Below are 22,831 nucleotides of genomic sequence, written 5' to 3'. Positions count from 1 at the left end.
CCGGAGCTGTTCGGCCTCGTCCCAGTCGGCCAGCCGGTCTCCCAGCGGTGTCCGGACGGGTGCCGGCCGGTCGCCCGCCACCGCGTCCACGGCCGTCGCGCCCAGCTCTGCCGCGTCCAGCGCCGCAGCCGCACCCGTCGCGTCCACCGGATCGCCCGGCGCCGCGACCAGCCCCGCGGCGGCTGCCCAGTCCACCGCCACGCCGCGGACCTGCAGTTCGGCCAGCGAGGCGACGAACCGGTCCAGGCCGCCCTGGTGCCGCCGCAGCGAGCCGACCACGGCCGTCCGATCCCCCAGACCCGCGTCCTCCACGGTCTCCTGCACGCCGGCGAGCAGCACGGGGTGCGGGCTCACCTCCAGGAAGACCCGGTGCCCGTCGGCCAGCAGTGCGCGGGTGGCCTGCTCGAACCGGATCTCCTGGGTGATGTTCCGCTGCCAGTACCCGCCGTCCAGCTCGGCGGTGTCGAACTGCCCGCCGGTCAGCGAGGAGTAGAAGGGGACGCCGGACGAGGCCGGCACGATCCCGCTGAGCGCCTGCACCAGTTCGTCCCGGTCCACCGCCAGGTTCGGGGAGTGCGCGGCGGATCCGTTGCTGAGCTTGGTGGCCCGCACCCCCTCGGCGGCGAGTTCGCCGAGCAGCTCGTGCAGCGCGTGCCGGTCACCGGAGACCAGGACCGAGCGTGGCGCGTTGGCCCCGGCGATGCTCAACCGGCCGTCCCAGCGGGCCAGTCGCGGCGCCAGCTGCGCGCGGGTCAGCACGACCGAGGCGATGTCACCGGGCGCGGCCGCGCCGGCCCGGGCCTGAGCCTGGCTCCACCGCGCCACGACCTCGGCGGCGTCCGGCAGGCTGAGCGCGCCGGCCACCTGGGCCGCCGCGATCTCGCCGAGGCTCGCCCCCACCACGGCCGCGGGCTGCACTCCGCAGCTGCGCCAGAGCGCGGCGAGCGAGACCATCACCGAGAAGAGGACCGGCTGAACGACGTCGACCGCGTCCAGGGCAGGCGCCCCCGCCGCACCGCGCAGCACGGCCGGCAGCGACCACGGGACGTGCGGCCGCAGGGCTTCGGCGCATGCGTCCAGCTGCTCCCGGAACACGTCCGAGGAGTCCAGCAGGCCGAGTGCCATCCCGTGCCACTGCGATCCCTGGCCCGGGAAGACGAAGACCGCCCGGGCGCCCGGGCCCAGCTCTTGTCCGCGTTCCATCGAACCCTCCCCCGTCCAGTCAGTGCGTTCGGCTGTGCCGCCTTGCCGGGGAGCGGCGGTCCCGCCGCCATTTCTCCCGGTCACCCGGTCAACCTTCAGCACCCTGCCAGGGCGGTCTTGGCGCTCTCTTGCAGCCCTCTGCGCACTTTCTTGGCGGTGACTTAAAGACTTCTGAGCAATGCGCGGTACCCGATCCACTCTCTTGATCGGTGGCCCGACCGGCGGCGCGGCCGGGAACGCGACCGGCGGCTCGATCGGTGACACGGTTACCGGCCATTCAGTGGCTCGATCACGAACCACTGATGTCAGGCACATGACAACCATGCGCTCGTGCTGATCGTTCGAGCGCGGCGCACGACGCCGACACCGACGCCGACGCCCCGCCCGGCGCTGCACGACCGGCGGCAGCACCGGCGCGATCGCGTCGGCGGAAATCAGGAGAAGGGGGCGGGTCGTGAGCGAATGAAATGGCGCGGATGCAGGAGTGCGGATGCAGGAGTACAACCGGCCACGCCGACGCAAACAAAAGAGCACTACTGCAAACAAAAGAGCACTACAAGGAGGCGGAGGGGCAGACGGACAGCTCGGGACTCAGCACCAGCCGACGATCGGCTCCCCGCGCAGGATCGAGCCGAACAGCTGCTGCAGCTCGGGCCCGGGGTCCACGCCGTACTCCTCGGCAAGGGTCTTGCGGGTGCGGTTGTAAGCGTCGATGGCCTCGGCCCGCCGGCCCGACCGGTACAGCGCCTTCATCAGCAGCCAGCTGAACCGCTCGCGGGTCGGGAACTTCATGCTCAGGGTCGGCAGCTCCGCCGCGATCAGCGAGAAGTCGTGCTCCTGCGCCAGCTCGGCCTCCCAGAGGCTCTCCATCGCCAGCAGCCGCAACTCCTCGAACCGGCCGGCCAGCTGCGCACCGAGCACGTAGTCGCCGACCTCCGGGTGGGCCGTTCCCCGCCACAGCGCCAGCGCGCTCTCCAGCGTGCGGCTCGCCTTCTGATGCAGACCGGCCTGCAGCAGCTGCCGGCCGTCCCGTAGCAGCCGCTCGAATCGGACAGCGTCAATGTGTTCCGGCTCGACCGCAAGGAGATATCCGGCCGTTTCTCGCCGCAGGAACGTGTCCCGGGACCGCGGTGGCCGATTCGGCTCCAGTATTCGGCGAAGATTCGACACATAAACGTGCAAGTTTGCCATCGCCTCGGTCGGCGGATTCCGCGGCCAAACGGCCTCGGCGAGCTGCTCCGTCGTGACGATTTGATTGGGCGTCAGCAGCAGCGTGGACAATACCGCCCGCTGTCGCGCCGAGCCGAGGTTCACTGGTCGCCCCTGCGACCAGACCCCCAGCGGACCTAGGACGTTGAAGTGAACTGCCGTGGCGATCGTCAACGATGCCCCCCAGGCTGGAATGGATCACAGGTCGTGACACGCCTCAATGGCGTGCTCAAGGCTGAATCCCCCGTGGAGTGGACGCATGGTCACTCCCGCAGCCGGTTACAGCGTACTGGTATATGCCAGAAAACAAAGTGTCAGATTGCATAAAATCTGATGTTTAGTCAGAGCGTCTCAGGAAAATCCTTGCACTGCAGGCCCACCACGACCACCCGTTACCGCGTGCTTACCAGCGGCGTTCAAGTGCCGCCCTAGTGCCACGCGTTCTGGAAGTTCCGCCGCGCGCGGTGCAGTCGCGAACGCACCGTGCCGACCGGCAGCGAAAGGGTGGCCGCCAGCTCCCGCTCGCTCATGCCGTAGACGGCGCGCAGCGTGAGGATCTGGCGGTGCTGGTCGGGCAGTCGCTCCATCACATCCGAAATGTGCACCGCGACCAGTGGATTGGCGTCCTGCTCCAGATCCGGCAGGTCGTCGGCCCGACTCTCGATCGCCTTCGACGTGCGGATCGCCTCCCGCACGGTGACCGACCGCACCCAGCTGTAGAAGGCGCCCGGCTCGCGCAGCCCCGGGATCCCGCGGTAGATCGCCAGCATCGCCTCCTGCGCGGCGTCGGAGCTGTGCCCACGCGCGATCGGCACACAGAGCCGGGCGACGAACGGGGCGATGTGCAGCAGCAGATCGTCCATCGCCCGGCGATCTCCGGCCTGGGCGCGCGTCAGCAGCGCCGGCATCGAGAAGCTGCTCGACTCGTTCGGCGTTCGGGCGTTCGGCAGGCACAGCGTGCGTTGCATCCCACAGACCTCTCATCGTATTCACGCTCGACCGGGAGCGGCCTCCGATGAACGAACGGATGAGCTGAGCCCGGGAGTTGACGGCACAGGCGGACAGGCAAGTCACTTGTCGGGGCACGCGTGCGATCACACGTCGGATAACCCCTCAGCGGTGCGGTGCACATCGCTGCCTCAGTGAAGCCGGATCCGCGCCGCGTTTTCAAGGCCTCTCAAGCGGTCCTCGTGCGACCTCGAGGGAGCCTCGTGAACTCCTCGGTCCCACCGCAATCTTGATCCGGACACGAAGCATCCTTGCCGGCCCCCCGAAAACACCTCATCAGACGGCCCTGAGCTGGGAAGACGCACTGCCCGTGGCACATTTCGAGTACTTGATACCGGGGGTTCCCGCAGGTTAGATGAGGACACGGAGCCGCCGCGACCGGATTTATCGGCGCGGCTCCATTCCCCTGTGCTGTGCTGCCGGTCGCGGCGCCGCCGCCATCGAAGCCGCCTTCTGCCCAGACCCCACCAGCCGACGGCCCGGATCCCGGTGCCGACCGCCCCGGACCACCCAATCGTCCGGCTGCGGACGGCAGTTCACTCCTGCGTGCGTTGCCGCGCAAGTTGCCGCGCAAGTCGTCGACCCCCTTCGACCTAGGACGATGCACCGTGCTCCAAGACCGAGACGTATCCCCCGCCGCCAAGGCCGCCGAGCCCACCGAGGCGGCCGACGTCGCGCAGGCCGCCCAGCCCGCGCAGAGCGCCGAGAGCGCGGCCCACAGCACCCACCGGCACCCGCCGCTGGGGCTGACCGGAGCGCAGCGCGGGGTCTGGTACGGGCAGCAACTCGACCCGGCCAGCCCGGTCTACAACACGGCCGAATTCGTCGAGATCCAGGGGCCGGTGGACCGGGAGCGGTTCGAGCAGGCGCTGCGCCAGGCCGTCACGGAGACCGAGGCACTCCGGGCAGGCTTCACCGACGAGGACGGGCAGCCACGGCAGAGCCTCGGCGCGGCGCCGCACTGGCCGCTGCACACGCCCGACCTGTCCGGAGCGGACGACCCATGGGCGGCGGCCCAGCGCTGGATGCGCGAGGACCTGGCGCGGCCCTGCGACCTGGCCCGCCCGCCGCTGTTCGCCGAGGCGCTGATCACCCTGGCCCCCGACCGGCACCTCTGGTACCAGCGGGTGCACCACATCGCGCTGGACGGGCACTCCTTCTCCCTCCTCGCCCGCCGGGTCGCCGAGTTGTACGGCGCGCTCGTCGCGGGCGAGCGGCCCACGGCGAACCCGTTCGGCTCGCTGGCCGACGTGCTGCACGCCGAGGACGCCTACCAGGCCGGCGAGCAGCGGCTGCGCGACCAGGCCCACTGGCGCGACCGGCTCGCCGAACGCGCCGAGCCGGTCTGTCTCTCCTCGGCTCCGGCCCCGGCCACCGGCACCTTCCACCGCGAACGGGCCGTGCTGCCTGAGGACTTGGCCCAGCGGCTGGCCGAGGTCGGCAAGCGTGCGGCGGCCAGCGCCGGTGAGCTGCTGATCGCCGCCGTGGCGCTCTACACCCATCGCCGCACCGGCGCCGCCGACGTCGTGCTCGGGGTGCCGGTGAGCAACCGCGGCCCCGGCAACGCCCGGGTGCCCGCGATGCTGGTGAACATCGTCCCCCTGCCGCTGCGGCTGCACCCGGGGCTCTCGCTCACCGAGGCGGTCACCGCGGTGGTCGGCGAGCTGCGGGCCGGCAAGCCGCACCGGCGCTACCGGTACGAGGAGATCCGGCGTGACCTGGGCCTGGCGGGCGGCGCCGACCGCCTCTACGGTCCGCTGGTCAACGTCAAACCGTTCGTCGGCCGGCTGGACTTCGCCGGCGCGCCCGGCGTGATGCACCACCTCTGCGCGGGCCCGGTGGACGATCTGACGATCAATGTGGTGCTCGGTGCGACGCCGACCGAACTGGCGGTGGAGTTCGACACCAACCCCGCCGCGTACACCGCGGCCGAGACCGCGGACCACCTGGAGCGCTTCCTGCGGCTGCTGGACGCGCTGACCAGCCGGCCCGACGCGCCGATCGGCCGGGCGGGCCTGCTCGGGCCCGAGGAGCTGCGCGCGTGGGCCGCGGCGAACGAGACCGCGCACCCGCTGCCCGCCGTGACGCTGCCGGAGCTGGTCGAGGCGCAGGTCGCCCGGACTCCGCAGGCCACCGCCGTGCTCTTCGACGGCGCGCGGCTGGACTTCGAGCAGCTCAACAGCGACGCGAACCGGCTGGCCCGGCTGCTGGTGGCCCGGGGCGCCGGTCCGGGGCGGATCGTGGCGGTCGCCCTGCCGCGCTCGGTCGAGCTCGTGGTCGCGCTGCTCGCGGTGCTCAAGTCCGGCGCCGCGTATGCCCCGCTGGACCTCGACCAGCCGGCCGGACGGCTCGCGGCGATCCTCGACGACGCCGCGCCGGTGGCCCTGGTCGCCGACCACGCCGGCGCCGCCGCACTGACCGGGCCGGCAAGCCCGGCCACCGGGCCTGCCGCCGGGTCTGCCACCGGTCCTGCCACCGTGCTGCTCGACGACCCCGCCACCGCCGAGGAGTTGGCGGCGCTGCCGGCCGGCGACCTGTCGACGGCCCGGCCGACCCCGCAGGACACCGCGTACGTCATCCACACCTCGGGCTCCACCGGCCGTCCGAAGGGCGTCGCCGTCCCGCACGGCGCGATCTGCAACCGGCTGCTGTGGACCCAGGCCGAGTACCGGCTCGGCCCCGACGACCGGGTGCTGCAGAAGACCAGCTGCGGATTCGACGTCTCGGTCTGGGAGTTCTTCTGGCCGCTGATCACGGGCTGCGCCCTGGTGCTGGCCCGGCCTGGCGGGCACAAGGACCCGGCGTACCTGGCCGAGCTGATCCGCCGGGAGGCCGTCACCACGGTCCACTTCGTGCCCTCGATGCTGCGCGCCTACCTGCTGGAGCCGGCGGCCGCCGAGCCCACCGCGCTGCGCCGGATCCTGTGCAGCGGCGAGGCACTGCCCACCGAACTGGCCGACCGGGCAACCATTTTGCTGCGGACGCCGGTGCACAACCTGTACGGACCCACCGAAGCCGCGGTGGACGTCACCTCCTGGGCCCACCGGCTCTTCGAGACCTCCGAGACCTCCGAGGCCACGGCGCCGCGCGGCGCCACCGTGCCGATCGGACGGCCGGTCTGGAACACCCGCACCTACCTGCTCGACGCCGCGCTGCAGCCCGTCCCGCCCGGCGCGGCCGGTGAGTTGTACCTGGCCGGGGACCAGCTCGCCACCGGGTACCTGGGCCGATCGGCGCTGACCGCGGAGCGTTTCGTCGCCGACCCGTTCGGCCCGGCCGGCAGCCGGATGTACCGCACCGGCGACCTCGCCCGGCAACTCCCGGACGGCGCGATCGAGTTCCTCGGCCGCACCGACCACCAGGTGAAGCTGCGCGGCCTGCGGATCGAGCTCGGCGAGATCGAGGCCGTGCTCACCGCGCACGACGGCATCGCCGACGCGGTCGTGCTGGTCCGCGAGGACCGCGCCGACGACCCGCGCCTGGTCGGTTACGTGGTCCCCGCCCCCGGCCACCCGGCCGACCCGGACGGCTGGCGCGCCCACCTGGCCGTCACGCTGCCCGAGTACATGGTCCCGAGCGCCTTCTGCGTGCTGGAGCGGCTGCCGGTGACCGCCAACGGCAAGCTCGACCGCGCCGCGCTGCCCGCCCCCGAGACGCCGGCGGCCACCAACGAGCAGCCGGCGACCGAGCAGGAGCGGATCCTCTGCGAGCTCTTCGCGCAGGCGCTCGGGCTGCCCCGGGTCGGCCCCCGCGACAGCCTCTTCGCCCTCGGCGGCCACTCGCTGACCGCCGCCCGGGTGGCCGTCCAGGCCCGGTCCGCGCTCGGCGTGGAGGTCTCGATCGGCGACCTGTTCCAGCAGCCGACCCCCGCCGGGCTGGCCGACCGACTGCGCTCGGCCCGCCCCGCCCGCACGCCGGTGCGCCCGGTCGAGCGGCCCGAGCAGCTGCCGCTCTCCTACTCCCAGCGCAGCATGTGGTTCCTCAACCAGCTGGACACCACTGCGCCGACGTACAACATCCCGCTGGTGGTGCGGCTGACCCGGCAGGTCGACGAGGACGCGCTGCGGGCCGCGCTCGGCGACGTCGCCGACCGGCACGAGAGCCTGCGCACGCTGCTGCCGCAGACCGACGGAACGCCCCGCCAGCAGGTCTGCGCGCCGGGCACCGCGCACCCCGAACTGCGGATCGTGGACTGCCCGGCACAGGAGGTCGAGGCGCACGTCACGGCGGCCCGGCGGCACTCCTTCGACCTCACCCGCGACACCCCCTGGTGGGCGGGCCTGTACGGCAACCGGACCGAGGCCCGGGCCCTGGTCCTGGTGCTGCACCACGTCGCGGCCGACGGCTGGTCGCTGCGCCCGCTCGCCGACGACCTGTCCGCCGCCTACGCGGCCCGCCTCGAAGGCCGGGCGCCGCAGTGGCCGGAACTGCCGGTGCAGTACGCCGACTACGCGCTCTGGCAGCGCGACCTGCTCGCCGAGCCGCGCCCGGCCGACGGCCTGATCGATCGTCAACTCACTTTCTGGAGCTCGGCACTGAGCGGCCTGCCGGAGGATCTCGCGCTCCCGGCCGACCGGCCCCGGCCGCAGCGGCCGAGCCGGCGCGGCGCCGCACTGGCCCTCGACCTCGACGCCGACCTGCACCGCGCGCTGCTGCGCCTGGCCGAACAGCACGGCGCCAGCCTCTTCATGGTGCTGCAGAGCGCGCTCGCCGCGCTGCTCACCCGCTCCGGCGCCGGCACCGACCTGGCGATCGGCACCCCGGTGGCCGGGCGGGTGGACCCGGCGCTCGACGACCTGGTCGGCCTGGTCGCCAACACGCTGGTGCTGCGCACCGACACCTCGGGCAATCCGGAGTTCAGCGAACTTCTGGGCCGGGTCCGGGACTTCGACCTGGCCGCCTACGACCACCAGGACCTGCCGTTCGACCTGCTGGTCGAGCAGCTCAACCCGGCCCGGCACCCGGCCCGGCACCCGCTGTTCCAGGTGATGCTGGCGCTGCAGAACAACACCGAGGCGGTGCTGCAGCTCGGCGACAACCGGGCGGTGCTGAAGCCCAGCGGAACCGGGACGGCGAAGTTCGACCTCTTCCTCGACGTGCGGGAGCAGCGCGCCGCCGACGGTTCGGCGGCCGGTCTGAGCTGCCATCTCGAATACAGCGTGGACCTGTTCGAGCAGCGGACCGTGGCCGCGCTGGCCGAGGCGCTGCACGCGCTACTGACCGCGGTCGCCGCCGACCCCGCACTACGCCTCGACGCGCTGCGCCTCGACGCGCTGCCCGCCACCGTGACCGGTACCGAGGCCCCGGCCGCGCAGTCGGACGAGCTCCCCTTCGAACCGGCGCTCCTCGAAGCCGAGTTGCTCGCCCAGGGTGGCATCGGTGACGCCCTGGCGCTGCCGCCGGCCCCCGGCGGCGACGGCCGGCCGACCGTGCTCGCCGTGCCGACCCGGGCGGCCGCCGTCGAGCAGGCGGCCAAGGCACTGGGCCGGCCGGCCCGGGTGATCGCCGTCTCGGACCTGCCGCGGCACCCGGACGGCACCCTCGACACCGTCGCGCTCGGTCAACTCCCGCTGATCGACGCCGAGTCGGCCGAGCAGTGGCAGCGTGCGCTCGCCGCGCTGCCCGGCGTCCGGTCGGCGACCGCCGCGCTGGAGGAGATCCCGGAGCAGCTCGGCCGGCGCTACGTCGGCCCGGCCAGCGCCCGATCGGCCGCCGCGCCCGACGCGCCCGCCGTCGCGGCCGAGGCGACCGTCCCCGCGCTCAGCGAGGGTCCGCCGCTGCCCGAACTGCCGGTGCAGAACTGGGCCGACGCGCTGCGCCGGGCCGCGCGCGGTGGCGAGCACGCCGAGGTGGTGCACGCCCGCGCCGACGGCAGCGAGACGCGCCGCAGCTACGCCTCGCTGATCGAGGAGGCCTGCCGCACGCTCGGCGGCCTGCGCGCGCTCGGCCTGCGCGCCGGAGACCAGGTGATCCTCCAGTGCGAGGACACCGAGGACTTCCTGGCCGCGCTCTGGGGCTGCGTGCTCGGCGGCATCGTCGCGGTCCCGCTGACCGTCCCGGCCTCGTACGCGACCGACTCCGCCCCGGTGGCCAAGCTGGAGGGCGTCTGGCAGATGCTGGACCGGCCCCGGATCGTCACCTCCACCGCCACCGAGCCGGGCCTGCGCGCCCTGGCCGAGCGGCGCGGCTGGCCCGAGCTGCGGCTGAGCACGGTGGACGAGCTGCGCGAGGGCCCGGCCGACGCCGACTGGCACCCGGCACAGCCGGACGACGTGATCCTGATGCTGCTGACCTCCGGCAGCACCGGCCTGCCGAAGGCGGTCCGGCTCAGCCACCGCAACGTGCTGACCCGCGCCGCCGCCACGGCCGCGATGAACTCGCTGACCGAGCAGGACGTCTCGCTCAACTGGATCCCGCTCGACCACGTCACCGGCGTGGTGATGTTCCACCTGCGCGACGTCTTCCTCGGCTGCCGCCAGGTGCACGCGCCGACCTCCTGGATCCTGCAGGACCCGCTGCGCTGGCTGGACCTCGCGGACCGGCACCGGGTCAGCGTCACCTGGGCACCGAACTTCGCCTTCGGCCTGGTCGGCGAGCACGCCCACCGGATGACCGACCGCAGCTGGGACCTCTCCCCGATGCGCCTGGTGACGAACGCCGGTGAGGTGGTGGTGGCCCGCGCGGCCCGCCGCTTCCTGGAGGTGCTCAAGCCCTTCGGCCTGCCGCAGACCGTCATGCACCCGGGCTGGGGCATGTCGGAGACCTCCTCGGTGGTCACCGACGCCGAGCTCTCCGCCGAGCCCGCGGCCGGGGAGGACACCTTCGTCAGCTGCGGCCTGCCCTACCCCGGCTTCGCGATGCGGATCGTGGACGAGCAGGAGCGGGTGGTGGCCGAAGGTGCGGTCGGCCGGCTCCAGGTGCGCGGCACCTCGGTGACGGCGGGCTACCACGACAACCCGAAGGCGAACGCCGAGTCGTTCACCGCCGAGGGCTGGTTCGAGACCGGCGACCTGGCCTTCCTGCGGGCCGGTGAGCTGTACATCACCGGCCGCGCCAAGGACGTCATCATCGTCAACGGCGTCAACCACTACAGCCACGAGATCGAGTCCTGCGTCGAGGAACTCCCCTTCGTGGTCCGCAGTTTCACCGCCGCCTGCGCCGTGCGCAACGACCCGGCGGCGGGCACCGACGAACTCGCGCTCTTCGTCCACCTGGCGGACGGCCAGGACGTCGCCGAGGCACTGCGGGCGATCCGCGGCAAGGTCACCCGGGAGATCGGCGTGAGCCCCGCCTACCTGGTGCCGGTCGAGGCGGCGACGATCCCCAAGACCGAGATCGGCAAGATCCAGCGCACCCAGCTGCGCAAGCGCTTCGAGGCGGGCGAGTTCGACGAGGCCGTCCAGCGCGCCGAACTGCTGCTGGGCACCGCGGCCACCGTGCCGGACTGGTTCCTGCGCCCGGTCTGGCAGCGCGCCGACCGGGCCGAGCGCCCGGCCGCAGCGGGCACGCACACGCTGCTGCTGGCCGGCCGCAGCGCCGCGGCCGCCGAGCTGGCCGACACGCTCGCCGCCCGGCTGCGCGAGCGCGGCGGCCTGGCCACCGTGGTCACGGCGGGGCCCACGTTCGACCGCACCGACGCCGCCCGCTACCGGCTCCGGCCGACCGCGACGGCGGACTACGAGCAGCTGCTGGCAGGCCTCGCGGCGGACGAACGGCCGCTGGACACCGTGCTCCACCTCGGCGCGCTCGACGTACTCGGCGCGCTCGACGGCCCGTCACCCGAACCGACGAGCGTCGAAGAGCTGCTGGAGGCACAGTCCGACAGCACGGACAGCCTGCTCTGCCTCGCCCAGGCGCTCCAGACCCGGCGCCTGCCGGAGCAGCGGACGGCGCTCTACCTGGTCACCGTCGGGGAGCAGGCCGTGCTGCCCGAGGACCGGCCCGGCTACGCGCACGCCGCCGCCGGCGGCCTGCTGAAGAGCCTGCGCGAGGAACTGCCCTGGCTGCGCACCGGCCACCTGGACCTGGCCCCCGGCGACCTGCGCAGCGACATCGGCCTGCGCAGCGGCGTCGAACTCTTGCTTGCCGAGACCTCGGCCGCGCCGACCGCCGCCGAGATCGCCTACCGCGAGGGCGCGCGCTGGGTGCGCCGGCTGGCCCCGCTGCCCGACCCGCTGCCGCGCACCGCGCCCGCCGCACCGGACGGCTTCCAGCTGCTCAGCGGTGGCCTCGGCGGCGTCGCCGGGCGGCTCGCCGAGCACCTGCTCAAGACCCCCGGCACCCGGCTGCTGCTGCTCGGCCGCACCGACCTGCCCGAGGAGCACCACTGGGACGAGCTGCTCGCGGCCGGCGGCGAGCCGGCCCGCCGGATCGAGACCTACCGCCGACTGCGGGCGCTGGGCGAGGTCCGCTACGAGGCCGCCGACGTCACCGACCCGGAGCAGGTCCTGGCTGCCGTGGCGAAGGCGTCCGACGCCTGGTCCGCGCCGCTGGCCGGCGTTCTGCACCTGGCCGGCGGCTTCGACCAGCGGCCGGTGGCGGGCTACGACCTGCCGCAGTGGCGCGCCGCGCTGGCCGCCAAGATCACCGGTGGCTGGGTGCTGCACCGGCTGGCCCGGGAGCACGCGGCGGCCTCGTTCGTCTCGTTCTCCTCGGTCAACGGCTTCTTCGGCGGCTCGATGAGCGGCGCGTACGCCGCCGCGAACGCCTTCCTGGACGCCCTGGCCGTCCACCAGCGCGGCACCGGCCTGGACGCCCAGGCGCTCGCCTGGAGCATGTGGGACGAGCTCGGCATGAGCGCGGGCTACGGCCTGAAGGCGCTCACCGAGGCGCGCGGCTACCGGGTGCTGGAGCCGGCCGCGGCGCTGCGCTCGTTCGACCTGGTCCGCGGCCTGGCCGAGGCGCACGTGCTGATCGGCACCGACCGCACCGCGCCCTGGGTCCGCAGCCAGGTGCCGGCCCCGGCGCGGCCGCTGCACCGGCTCGCCGGCCGGGTGGCGCTGGAGGAGGGCACCGACCTCGGCGCGCTCTGCCGCGCGGCGGCCGACGCCGCCGGCTCGGCCGACGGCTGGGTGCTGCGCGCCGCCGGCTCCTCGGCCACGGACGAACCCGCGGCGCAGGCCGACGGCGCGGCCGAGCTGCGCCGGCTGGAGCAGGCGTTGTCCGCGATCTGGTGCCGGGTGCTGGAGCGCGACGAAGTGGGCGTCGAGGAGAACTTCTTCGACCTCGGCGGCCACTCGCTGCTGCTGGTGACCGCTCAGACCACGGTCAACCAGGAGCTGGGCTGCGAGCTGAGCGTGGTGGACCTGTTCAGCCACCCCAGCGTCCGGGCGCTGGCCCGCCACCTGGCGAGCACGGGCACCGCGACGTCCCCAACGACGTCCGCCGCGTCGCCGACACCGCAGGCCCCGGCCGAGCCCGCGCCCGTCGCACCGGCCACCACCGCGCCGGCCAACGGCCTGGACCGCGCCCGGCAGCAGGCGGAGCGCCAGCGCGCCGCCCGGGCCGCCCGCCGCCCCGCCACGAACAAGAGGACCCAGAACGATGGCTGACACCGCAGGGAACGACACCGACTACGAGGCCGAGCCGGCGATCGCCGTCATCGGCATGGCGGCCCGGTTCCCCGGCGCCGACACGCCGGAGGAGTTCTGGGCGAACCTCGCCGCCGGCCGCGAGTCGATCCGGCCGATCACCGACGAGGAGTTCCTGGCCGCCGGCGGCGACCCGGCCGGCCTGGACGACCCCGACCTGGTCCGGATGGCCTCCGTGGTCGAGGGCATCGACCGCTTCGACTCCGCGTTCTTCGGCTACAGCCCCGCCGAGGCGGAGATCGTGGATCCGCAGCAGCGCCTGCTGCTGGAGAGCGCCTACCACGCGCTGGAGGACGCCGGCTACGCCGGTGACCTCGGCGAGCAGCAGGTCGGCGTGTACGCGGGCGCCGGCGACAGCCGCTACTACCCGGCGCACGTGCACCCCCGCTTCGCCGGCCAGACCGCCTCCGTCGCACTGGTGCACGCCGCGACCGCCAACTCGCTCGGCACGCTGGCCACCCGGGTCTCCTACGAACTCGGCCTGACCGGCCCCAGCCTGTCACTCCAGACGGCCTGCTCGACCGCGCTGGTCGCGATCCACACCGCCTGCCAGGACCTGCTCGACTACAAGTGCGACCTCGCCCTGGCCGGCGCGGCCTCGCTGAACCCCTCGGCGATGCTGGGCTACCGGCACGTGCCGGACGGCCCGTTCTCCCCCGACGGCCGGTGCCGCGCGTTCGCCGCGGACGCCGCCGGGACGTCCTCGGGCGACGGCGTCGGCGTCGTGGTGCTCAAGCGGCTGGAGGACGCGCTGGCCGACGGCGACCGGATCCGGGCCGTCGTCAGGGGCTCGGCGATCAACAACGACGGCCGCCGCAAGGTCGGCTTCACCGCCCCGAGTCCCGAGGGCCAGACCGAGGTCCTGCTCGCGGCCCAGGCCGCGGCCGGTGTCGACGCCGACTCGCTCTCGTACGTGGAGGCGCACGGCACCGCCACCCGGATCGGCGACCCGATCGAGGTCGCCGCGCTGACCCGGGCGTTCCGGGAGAGCAGCGACCGGCGGCAGTACTGCGCGCTCGGCTCGGTCAAGACCAACATCGGTCACCTCGGCGCCGCCGCCGGGATGGCCGGCTTCATCAAGACCGTGCTGGCCCTGGAGCACCGCCAGATCCCGCCGACGCTGCACCACACCGCGCCGAACCCGCTGATCGACTTCGCCGCGAGCCCGTTCCGGGTGCCCACCGCGCTGGAGGAGTGGCCGAGCGGTCCGCAGCCGCGCCGCGCCGGGGTGAGCGCCTTCGGCGTCGGCGGGACCAACGCGCACGTGATCCTCGAAGAGGCCCCGGCGCCCGAGCCGCAGGCCCCCTCCCAAGCCGAGCCGCTGCCGCAGTGGCAGGCGCTGCCGCTCTCCGCCCGGACCCCGGCCGCGCTGCGCGGGCAGGCCGAGCGGCTCGGCCGCCACCTCGCCGAGCACCCGGAGCTGGCGCTGCCGGACGTCGCCCACGCGCTGCGCACCTTCCGCCCCGCCATGCCGTACCGGGCGACGGTCGTCGCCGACAGCACCGCGAGCGCCACCCGGCAGTTGCAGCACCCGCTGCCCGCCCACCCGGCGATCCGCAACAGTGCCGCGGACGGTGGCGGCGAACCGGCGGTCGCGTTCCTGCTCCCCGGCGGCGGCACCCAGTACGTCGGCATGGGCGCGCAGCTCCACCGCGACCACCCGGTCTACCGGGACGCCATCGACCGGTGCGCCGAGATCCTGCGCCCCGTCCTCGGCCGCGACCTGCGCACGGCGCTCTACGAGCACACCGAACCGGGCAGCGTGGACGCGTTCCTCGCGCTGGTCGTCACCGAGTACGCGATGGCCGAGACCCTGATCGCGCACGGGGTGCGGCCCACTGCGCTGATCGGCCACTCGCTCGGCGAGTACACCGCGGCCGCGCTCTCCGGCGTGCTGACGCTGGAGGAGATGCTGCCGCTCTGCGCCGAGCGGATCCGGCTGATCTCCTCGGCCGGCGGCGCCACCGTCGGCGTGGCGCTCGGCGAGGACGAGCTGCGCGGGTACCTCACCGACGACGTCGCGCTGGCCGCCGTCAACAGCCCCACCGCCTGCACGGTCGCCGGCCGGCAGGAGGCCGTCGCGGCGCTGGAGGACCGGCTGCAGGCCGACGGCGTGACGTTCCGCCGGCTGCGGATGCCCGCCGCCGCCCACTCGCACGTGCTCGACCCGGTGCTGCCCGCCTTCGCCGAGGCGCTCGGCACGGTCACGCTGCGCCCGCCGCGGATCCCGTTCGTCACCAACGTCACCGGCGACTGGATCACCGACGAGCAGGCGACCAGCCCCCGGCACTGGCTCGACCACACCCGCCGCACGGTGCGGTTCGCCGACGGCATCAACGCGCTGTACCGGCACGGCAATCCGCTGCTGGTCGAGGTCGGCCCCGGCGACGTGCTCGCGAAGCTGGCCCGGGCCCGGCTCACCGAGACGCCCGACGGTACCCAGGCGGCCGACGAGCCGGTGACGATCGCGACCATGCGGCACGCCAAGGCCGACAGCCCGGACGGTCAAGTCTTCGCCGAGGCGCTCGGCCGGCTCTGGACCGCCGGCGTGACCGTGGACCTGGCGCCGCCCGGCGACCCGGCCGCGCCGCGCCGGGTGCCGCTGCCGGGCTACGCCTTCGACCGCCGCCGGCACTGGATCGACGCCCCGGCCGCCCGGCCGCGCAGCGCCGACCAGGACGGCGGCGAGGGTGGCGGCGAGGGCGCCGCCGAGCCGCCGCAGGCGGCCGGCCGCGGCAACCGGGCCCGCCGCCCGGACCTCGCCAACGAGTACACCGCGCCGCGCACCCCGCTGGAACACGCGGTGACCGAGCACTGGGAGGCGGCGCTCGCGATCGACGGCATCGGCGTGCACGACAACTTCTTCGACCTGCGCGGCGACTCGATGCAGGCCGTGCTGCTGACCAACCGGATGCGCACCGCCGGCACCCTGGACGTCCCCGCCGCCGACCTGCTCGCGACCCGGACGATCGCCGGCCTGCTGGCCCACGCGAACCCCGACCGCGACGCCGACGACGCGACCGGCGACGGCACTGGCGACATCACTGGCCGCGGCGCCGGGCAGCTCGCCTTCGCTCCCGTGCTGCCGCTGCGCAGCGAGGGCGCCCGGACCCCGCTGTTCTGCATCGCCCCGGTCAGCGGCGTCACCTGGCGGTACGCCGGCCTGCTGGCCCATCTCGACCCGCAGCAGCCGGTGTACGGCCTCCAGGCGCCCGGACTGGACGGCACCGTCGCGCCGTCCGCCGACGCGCGGCAGATGGTGCAGAGCTACCTCACGCAGCTGCGAAGCGTCCAACCGCAGGGCCCGTACCGGCTGTTGGGCTGGTCGTACGGCGGCGTGGTGGCGCAGGCGATGGCCGCCGCACTGCAACAGGGCGGCGAGCAGGTCGAGTTGCTCGCGATGCTGGACGCGCCGGTGCTCGCCGGGCAGACCCCCGACCCGGCCGAGGACGAGCGCAAGGTGGCCGCGCTGCTGCCGCGCCTGGCTCAGGTCGAGCTGCCGGGCGAGCCGACCGAGGTCGCCGAGGTGCTGCGGCTGCTGGCGGAGCACGGCGACGCCGCGACGGTGACCGCCACCGAAGCGGCCGCGATCGCCGAGGTGATGCGCAACAGCCTGCGGATCGCGCCCGGGTTCCACCCCGAGGTCTACCGCGGCGACGTCCTCTTCTTCACCGCCACCGGCGCCCAGGACTCGCTCGGCCTGCCCGCCGCCGCGGTGGCGGCCGACCCGGCGCTCGCGCTGGGCAAGGCCGACACCTGGCGGCCGTACGTGGACGGCGCGATCGACAACCACTCGGTGCCGTGCAGCCACTACGAGATGACCGAGCCGGAGCCGATGGCCCTGATCGGCGCCGTCCTGGCGACCGCGCTGCGTCCGACCACCCACTGAGCACCTACCGACACATCAGGAAAGGAAGCAGAACCCATGACCAAGGACCTCTACGAACTCGGCGACGCACCCCCGCTGGGTGAGATCCCCAAGCGCATGTACGCCTCGCTGATCCGCCCCGAGCGCTACGGCCAGCCGATCGACGCCTTCCGCACCGAAGTCGTGGACGTGCCGCCGGTCGGCCCCGGCCAGGTGCTGCTCAAGGTGATGGCCGCCGGCGTCAACTACAACAACGTCTGGGCCTCGCTCGGCGACCCGGTGGACGTGATCGCGACCCGCCAGAAGCGCGGCGAGCCCGAGGACTTCCACATCGGCGGCTCCGACGCCTCCGGCGTGGTCTGGGCGGTCGGCGAGGGCGTGCGCCATGTCAAGCTCGGCGACGAGGTGGTGATCCTGGCCAACCAGTGGGACGAGCAGGCCCAGGACATCCGGCTCGGCGGCGACCCGTGCACCTCCGCCTCGCAGAGCGTCTACGGGTACGAGGAGAACTACGGCTCCTTCGCGCAGTTCACCGTGGTGGACGAGTACCAGTGCCACCCCAAGCCGAAGCGGCTCTCCTGGGCCGAGGCGGCCTGCTACATGGCCACCGCGGCGACCGCCTACCGCCAGCTCTTCGGCTGGGAGCCGCACACCGTGCGTCCCGGCGACCCGGTGCTGATCTGGGGCGGCGCGGGCGGCCTGGGCTGCATGGCCATCCAGCTGGTGCGCCAGGCCGGCGGCATCCCGATCGCGGTCGTCTCCAGCGACGAGCGCGGCGACTACTGCGTCAAGCTCGGCGCCAAGGGCTACATCAACCGCCGCGACTTCGACCACTGGGGCCGGCTGCCCGACACCGAGGACGACGCGGCGATGGCCCAGTGGCTCCAGGGCGTCCGCAAGTTCGGCCGCGCCTTCTGGGAGGTGCTCGGCGAGCGGCGGGCACCGCGGATCGTCCTGGAGCACTCCGGCGAGGACACCATCCCCACCTCGATCTACATGTGCGACAACGCCGGCATGGTGGTCATCTGCGGCGGCACCACCGGCTACAACGGCGACGTGGACCTGCGGTTCCTCTGGATGCGCCAGAAGCGCTTCCAGGGCTCGCACGTCTCCAACGCCCGCGAGGCCCGCGAGGTCACCGAACTGATCGGCCAGGGCCTGATCGACCCCTGCCTGTCGCTGACCCTCGGCTTCGACGAGATCGGCAAGGCCCACCAGCTGCTGCACGACAACCAGCACCCTGCGGGCAACATGGCCGTCCTGGTCAACGCCAAGTCGTGAGACCCGCAGACCCCCGCTGAACCGCTACGGGCTCCCACCTGGTCAACAGGTGGGAGCCCGTAGCGGGTTCGGCCCAGGGGTTCGGCCCAGCGCCGCAGCCGGTGCCGGCGCTGGTCAGGCGCGCAGCAGCTTCTTGAGGATCTTGCCGGCCGGGTTGCGCGGCACCTCGTCGATGAACTCGATCCGCCGCGGGCGCTTGTAGGGCGCCAGCCGCGCGGTGAGGTGGCGCAGCAGCTCGGCCTGCCCGGCCTCGCCGTCGAGCGCCACGTACGCCAGTGGGACCTCGCCGTAGTCCGGGTCGGGCACGCCGATCACCGCGGCGTCGCGCACCGCCGGGTGGGTCAGCAGGGCCCGCTCGATCTCGGTCGGGTAGACGTTCTGGCCGGCCCGGATGATCAGGTCCTTGGACCGGTCCACCAGGTGGATGAAGCCGTCCCGGTCGAGGAACCCCAGGTCACCGGTGCGGGTCCAGCCGTCCACGGTGATCTCCGCGGTGGCCTCCGGGTTGCCCCAGTAGCCGTGCATCACACCGGGTCCGCGCACGCAGACCTCGCCGACGGCGCCCTGTTCGAGCTCCGTACCGGCGTCGTCCAGCACCCGCACGGACATCCCGGGGATCACCCGGCCGGCCGGGAGCATCTCGGGCAGCCGGTCCGCCGGCGGGTGCTCGGCCGGACCGAGCGTGACGAACGGGCCGCCCACCTCGGTCATCCCGTACACCTGCCGGAACCCGCAGCCGAGCCGCTCGACGGCCTCGGCGTAGATGTCCATCGGCATCGGCGCCGCGCCGTAGAGGATCTCGCGCAGCGAGGAGAGGTCGGTGCCCGCCATCGACTTGGCCTGGAGCATGAACCGGAGCATCTGCGGGACCAGCCAGACGTGGGTGGCCCGGTTGGCCTCGATCGCGGCCAGCGCCGTCTGCGGCTTGAAGCCCGGGATCAGCACCAGCGTCGCGCCGGCGGCCAGGTAGGTCAGCGAGACCACCATGCTGCCGTGGTAGAGCGGGCAGCAGCTGACCAGCACCATCTCGTCGGCGGGCGCGGCCACGGCCAGCCAGCCGAGCGCGATCGCCCGGAACGACGCCGAGTCGACGGTGACGCCCTTGGCCTGGCCGGTGGTCGCCGAGGTGTGCAGGATGGCGATCGGCAGGTCGTCGGGAACCTCCAGCAGCGGCTTGTCCTGCCCGCCGCCCTCGCCCAGCGCCGCGAACTCCGGCTCGTCCAGCGCGATCCGCAGTCGGACCGGCAGGTCCGGGTGCCGCTGGAGCAGCGCGGCCTCGCCGACCACCGCGACCGCGCCGGTCCGCTCGACGATCCCGGCCACCTCGGCCGGGATGAGGCTGTGGTTGAGCGGGACGAAGACCGCACCGAGCCGGGCGAGCGCGAAGTACGTCTCCAGCACCTCGATCCGGTCCAGCGAGAGCACCGCGACGCGGTCCCCGCGCCGGACGCCCAGGCCGGCGAACCCGTGTGCGAGCCGGATGGTCCGGTCGTCCAACTGGGCCCAGGTGACCGCGCGTTGCTCGTCAACCAGGGCCGCCCGGTCCGGGAAGCACTGGCGGTTGCGTTCGAGCAGCTGGGTCAGCCACATCACGCGCCGCCAGGCTGCGCACCGGCGTCGGCACCGGCGGCCGCACCGGCGGCCGAGCGGGCGGCGACGAAGCGCTCGTAGTCGGCGATGGTGTTGAGCTCGTCCATGTCCAGCGCGCTGACCTCGACGCCGGTGCGCTGCTCGATCAGCAGGATCAGGCGCACCAGGTCGCCTGAGTCGATGCCGCTGGCGCTGAGGTCGGCGTCGTCTGCGATCTCCTCGGCGAACTCCGGCGTGCCGGTCAGTTCGACGAGCATCTCCCGAACAGTACTCATGGCTGTCCCTTCCACTGCTTCTCTGAGGGTTTCTCCCGCCCTGTACAGAGGAGCCCGGGCGGCCGAACCATCCCTGACCACCTGCGTGTTCTTCGTCACGGCGGCACCGGCGAACCGGCGGGATCGAACGACCCCCACCGGCCCTCCTTACTTCTGAAGGCCTTCCCGCTTTCGAGACGAACCTCCCAGACGAAGGAGTGGACCAGGTGCTCCAAGAGAGCGAGGTGCGCCACGAGGAGCACTTCGAGGCACTGCTGGCCGCCGACGAACGGATCGAGCCCCGGGACTGGATGCCCGACGGCTACCGCCGGATGCTGATCCGTCAGATCGCCCAGCACGCACACTCCGAGATCATCGGCATGCAACCCGAGGGCGCCTGGCTCACCCGGGCCCCGTCGCTGCACCGCAAGGCCGCGCTGCTCGCCAAGGTGCAGGACGAGGCCGGGCACGGGCTCTACCTCTACTCGGCCGCCGAGACGCTCGGCGTGGCCCGCGCCGAACTGCTGGACGCCCTGCACCGCGGCCAGCAGCGCTACGCGGCCACCTTCAACTACCCCGCGCTCACCTGGGCCGACACCGGCGCGATCGCCTGGCTGACGGACGGCGCCGCCGTGGTCAACCAGGTCCCGCTCTGCCACACCTCGTACGGCCCGTACGCCCGGGCCATGCGGCGGGTCTGCCAGGAGGAGGCGTTCCACGTCCGCCAGGGCTACGACATGCTCAAGTCGCTCTGCGAGGGCACCGCGGAGCAGAAGGAGATGGCGCAGGACGCCGTCAACCGCTGGTGGCTGCCGGCCGTGGCGCTGATGTTCGGCCCGCCGGACACCGTGGCGGGCGGCGCGGACGCCCGCACCGCCGCGATGGGCGCGGCGGTCACCCGGCGCTCGATGGCCTGGGGCATCAAGCGGCACACCAACGACGAGCTGCGCCAGCGCTTCGTCGACAACGTCGTGCCGCAGGCGGCGCAGCTCGGCCTGACGCTGCCCGATCCGGGGATCCGCTGGAACGAGGAGCGCGGGCACCACGACTTCGGCCCGATCGACTGGCAGCAGTTCCGCGACGCACTCGCCGACGACTCGCAGTGCGCCCGGCAGCGGCTGGGCCACCGGGTCGCGGCCCACCGGAACGGCGCCTGGGTACGGGACGCCGTCGATGCGTACGCAGCGCGCGAGCAGCACCACGAGCACGAGCAGCAGCGCGAGCAGGAACAGAAGGAGCAGAAGTCATGACCCAGCCGGCCGCACGGGCGCAGGTCCCGTGGGAGGTGTTCATCAGGCCGCGCCGCGGTCTGTCGCACCAGCACGTGGGGTCGGTGCACGGCATCGACGCCGACATGGCACTCGCCAACGCCCGTGACCTGTACACCCGCAGGGGCGACGCGGTGTCCATCTGGGTGATGCGCTCCGACGGCGTGCACGCCTCCTCGCCGAGCGAGAAGGACGCGTACTTCAGCAGCGCGTCGGACAAGCCGTACCGCTACCCGGAGTACTACACCGCGCTCAACGAGGCCGGCAGCCATGACGAGTGACGCGGCCGTGACGAACGACACCGACCGTGCCGAGTACGCCCTGCGGCTCGGCGACGACGCGCTGATCCTCAGTCAGCGGCTCTGCGCCTGGGTGACCAACGCGCCCACCATCGAAGAGGACCTGGCGCTCGCCAACATCGCGCTGGACCTGCTCGGCCACGCCCGCACCCTGCTCACGCACAGCGGCCGGCTGGACGGCACCGCGCGCAGCGACGACGACCTCGCCTACCAGCGCACCGAACGCCGGTTCCGCAACGCGCTGTTGGTCGAACTCCCGAACGGCGACTTCGCGCTGACGATCGCCCGCCAGCTGGTGTACGCGCACTACGGCCGGCTGCTCTGCGCCGCGCTGTCGGCCTCCACCGACGCCGGGCTCGCCGCGTTCGCCGAGCGGGCGGTCAAGGAGCTGGAGTACCACCAGATGCACGCGGCGCAGTGGACGGTCCGGCTCGGCCGCGGCACGGCCGAGAGCCGGCGCCGGATGCAGGCCGGCCTCGCGGAGGTCTGGCCGTACACGGCCGAGCTGTTCGAGTCGGACGAGCTGGTCCGACGGCTCGTCGAGGACGGCACCGCGCCCGACCTGGCCGCTCTGCAGGCGAGTTGGAGCAAGGAGGTGGCGGCGGTGCTCGCCGAGGCCGAGCTGGCCGTCCCGGTCGTCTCCTGGCAGGCCACCGGCGGGCGCTCTGGGCTGCACACCGAGGCCTTCGGCCCGCTGCTGGCCGAGCTCCAGTCCGTCCACCGCCAGTACCCGGGAGGCACCTGGTGACCGGCACGGGACTGGTGGGCGCCGCAAGCGTCGAGCAGGTCCACGAGCGGGTGGCGACCGTGCCCGATCCGGAGCTTCCGATGGTCACGCTCGCCGATCTGGGCGTGATCCGCGCCGTGCAGGTCGCGGCGGACGGCGTCGTCGAGGTCGTCATCACCCCGACCTACCTGGGCTGCCCGGCCATGCCGGCGATCGAAGCCGCGCTCGGGGCGGCGCTGGCGGACTGCGGCCACCCCGAGGGGCGGGTGCGGCAGGTGCTCAGCCCGGCCTGGAGCACGGACTGGATCAGCGCCGAGGGCCACCGCAAGCTCGCCGAGCAGGGCATCGCGCCGCCGGTCCCGGCCGGGGAGCCGCTGGTGGTGCGGCTCGGCTTCGGCCGGCCGTGCCCCAACTGCGGCTCGGTGGCGACCCGTCCGCAGAGTCCGTTCGGCGCGACCCGCTGCCAGGCCGTCCTGGTGTGCACGGCCTGCCAGGAGAACTTCGCCCAGCTGAAAGCGATGTGACGGTCAGTCA

General features: G+C 73.5%; 11 protein-coding genes and 1 pseudogene. 7 read left to right on the top strand and 5 right to left on the bottom strand.

The features are described from left to right. Positions 1–207: 207 nt before the first annotated feature. The 3 genes and pseudogenes from AC060L_RS20900 to AC060L_RS20890 form a co-directional block, all read right to left on the bottom strand. Positions 208–1,203 (bottom strand): annotated as a pseudogene (locus AC060L_RS20900) (acyltransferase domain-containing protein); the annotation flags it as partial. A 591-nt stretch (positions 1,204–1,794) separates the two neighbouring features. Then, positions 1,795–2,517: an AfsR/SARP family transcriptional regulator gene (locus tag AC060L_RS20895; RefSeq protein WP_483800345.1), complete on the bottom strand. Its 723-nt coding sequence runs from the start codon at positions 2,515–2,517 to the stop codon at positions 1,795–1,797. A 323-nt stretch (positions 2,518–2,840) separates the two neighbouring features. Next, a complete protein-coding gene (locus AC060L_RS20890) occupies positions 2,841–3,380 on the bottom strand; it encodes an RNA polymerase sigma factor (RefSeq protein ID WP_483800344.1) in 540 nt (179 codons plus the stop codon). A 648-nt stretch (positions 3,381–4,028) separates the two neighbouring features. Between AC060L_RS20890 and AC060L_RS20885 the strand changes: the two genes are divergently transcribed. The 3 genes from AC060L_RS20885 to ccrA are packed head-to-tail and all read left to right on the top strand — an operon-like array spanning position 4,029 to position 18,159. Next, complete coding sequence (locus AC060L_RS20885) at positions 4,029–12,971, top strand: amino acid adenylation domain-containing protein (RefSeq protein WP_483800343.1); 8,943 nt, start codon at positions 4,029–4,031, stop codon at positions 12,969–12,971. Then, positions 12,964–16,899, top strand: coding sequence for a type I polyketide synthase (locus AC060L_RS20880; protein WP_483800342.1), 3,936 nt, complete (start codon positions 12,964–12,966; stop codon positions 16,897–16,899). The genes AC060L_RS20885 and AC060L_RS20880 overlap by 8 nt, the downstream gene beginning before the upstream one ends. Before the next feature lie 36 nt (positions 16,900–16,935). After that, a complete protein-coding gene (ccrA, locus tag AC060L_RS20875) occupies positions 16,936–18,159 on the top strand; it encodes a crotonyl-CoA carboxylase/reductase (protein ID WP_483800341.1) in 1,224 nt (407 codons plus the stop codon). A gap of 114 nt (positions 18,160–18,273) precedes the next feature. Here the strand turns inward: ccrA and AC060L_RS20870 are convergent, their stop codons facing one another. Further along, a complete protein-coding gene (locus AC060L_RS20870) occupies positions 18,274–19,749 on the bottom strand; it encodes a class I adenylate-forming enzyme family protein (RefSeq protein WP_483800417.1) in 1,476 nt (491 codons plus the stop codon). Next, positions 19,749–20,024 (bottom strand): acyl carrier protein, encoded by a 276-nt coding sequence (locus AC060L_RS20865; protein ID WP_483800340.1) that lies wholly within the window; start codon positions 20,022–20,024, stop codon positions 19,749–19,751. The genes AC060L_RS20870 and AC060L_RS20865 overlap by 1 nt, the downstream gene beginning before the upstream one ends. Before the next feature lie 206 nt (positions 20,025–20,230). Between AC060L_RS20865 and paaA the strand changes: the two genes are divergently transcribed. From paaA to paaD, 4 genes are read left to right on the top strand one after another with little or no spacing between them, the layout of a single operon-like run. Next, positions 20,231–21,253: a 1,2-phenylacetyl-CoA epoxidase subunit PaaA gene (paaA, locus tag AC060L_RS20860; protein ID WP_483800339.1), complete on the top strand. Its 1,023-nt coding sequence runs from the start codon at positions 20,231–20,233 to the stop codon at positions 21,251–21,253. Further along, complete coding sequence (paaB, locus tag AC060L_RS20855; RefSeq protein ID WP_483800338.1) at positions 21,250–21,552, top strand: 1,2-phenylacetyl-CoA epoxidase subunit PaaB; 303 nt, start codon at positions 21,250–21,252, stop codon at positions 21,550–21,552. The genes paaA and paaB overlap by 4 nt, the downstream gene beginning before the upstream one ends. Continuing rightward, positions 21,542–22,318, top strand: a complete 777-nt coding sequence (paaC, locus tag AC060L_RS20850; protein WP_483800337.1) for a 1,2-phenylacetyl-CoA epoxidase subunit PaaC — start codon at positions 21,542–21,544, stop codon at positions 22,316–22,318. The genes paaB and paaC overlap by 11 nt, the downstream gene beginning before the upstream one ends. Continuing rightward, positions 22,312–22,821, top strand: a complete 510-nt coding sequence (gene paaD, locus AC060L_RS20845; RefSeq protein ID WP_483800416.1) for a 1,2-phenylacetyl-CoA epoxidase subunit PaaD — start codon at positions 22,312–22,314, stop codon at positions 22,819–22,821. The genes paaC and paaD overlap by 7 nt, the downstream gene beginning before the upstream one ends. Positions 22,822–22,831: the final 10 nt, after the last annotated feature.

The sequence above is a fragment of the Kitasatospora sp. NEAU-69 genome (assembly GCF_057158765.1).
This window is presented reverse-complemented; position numbering and strand designations above follow the sequence as displayed.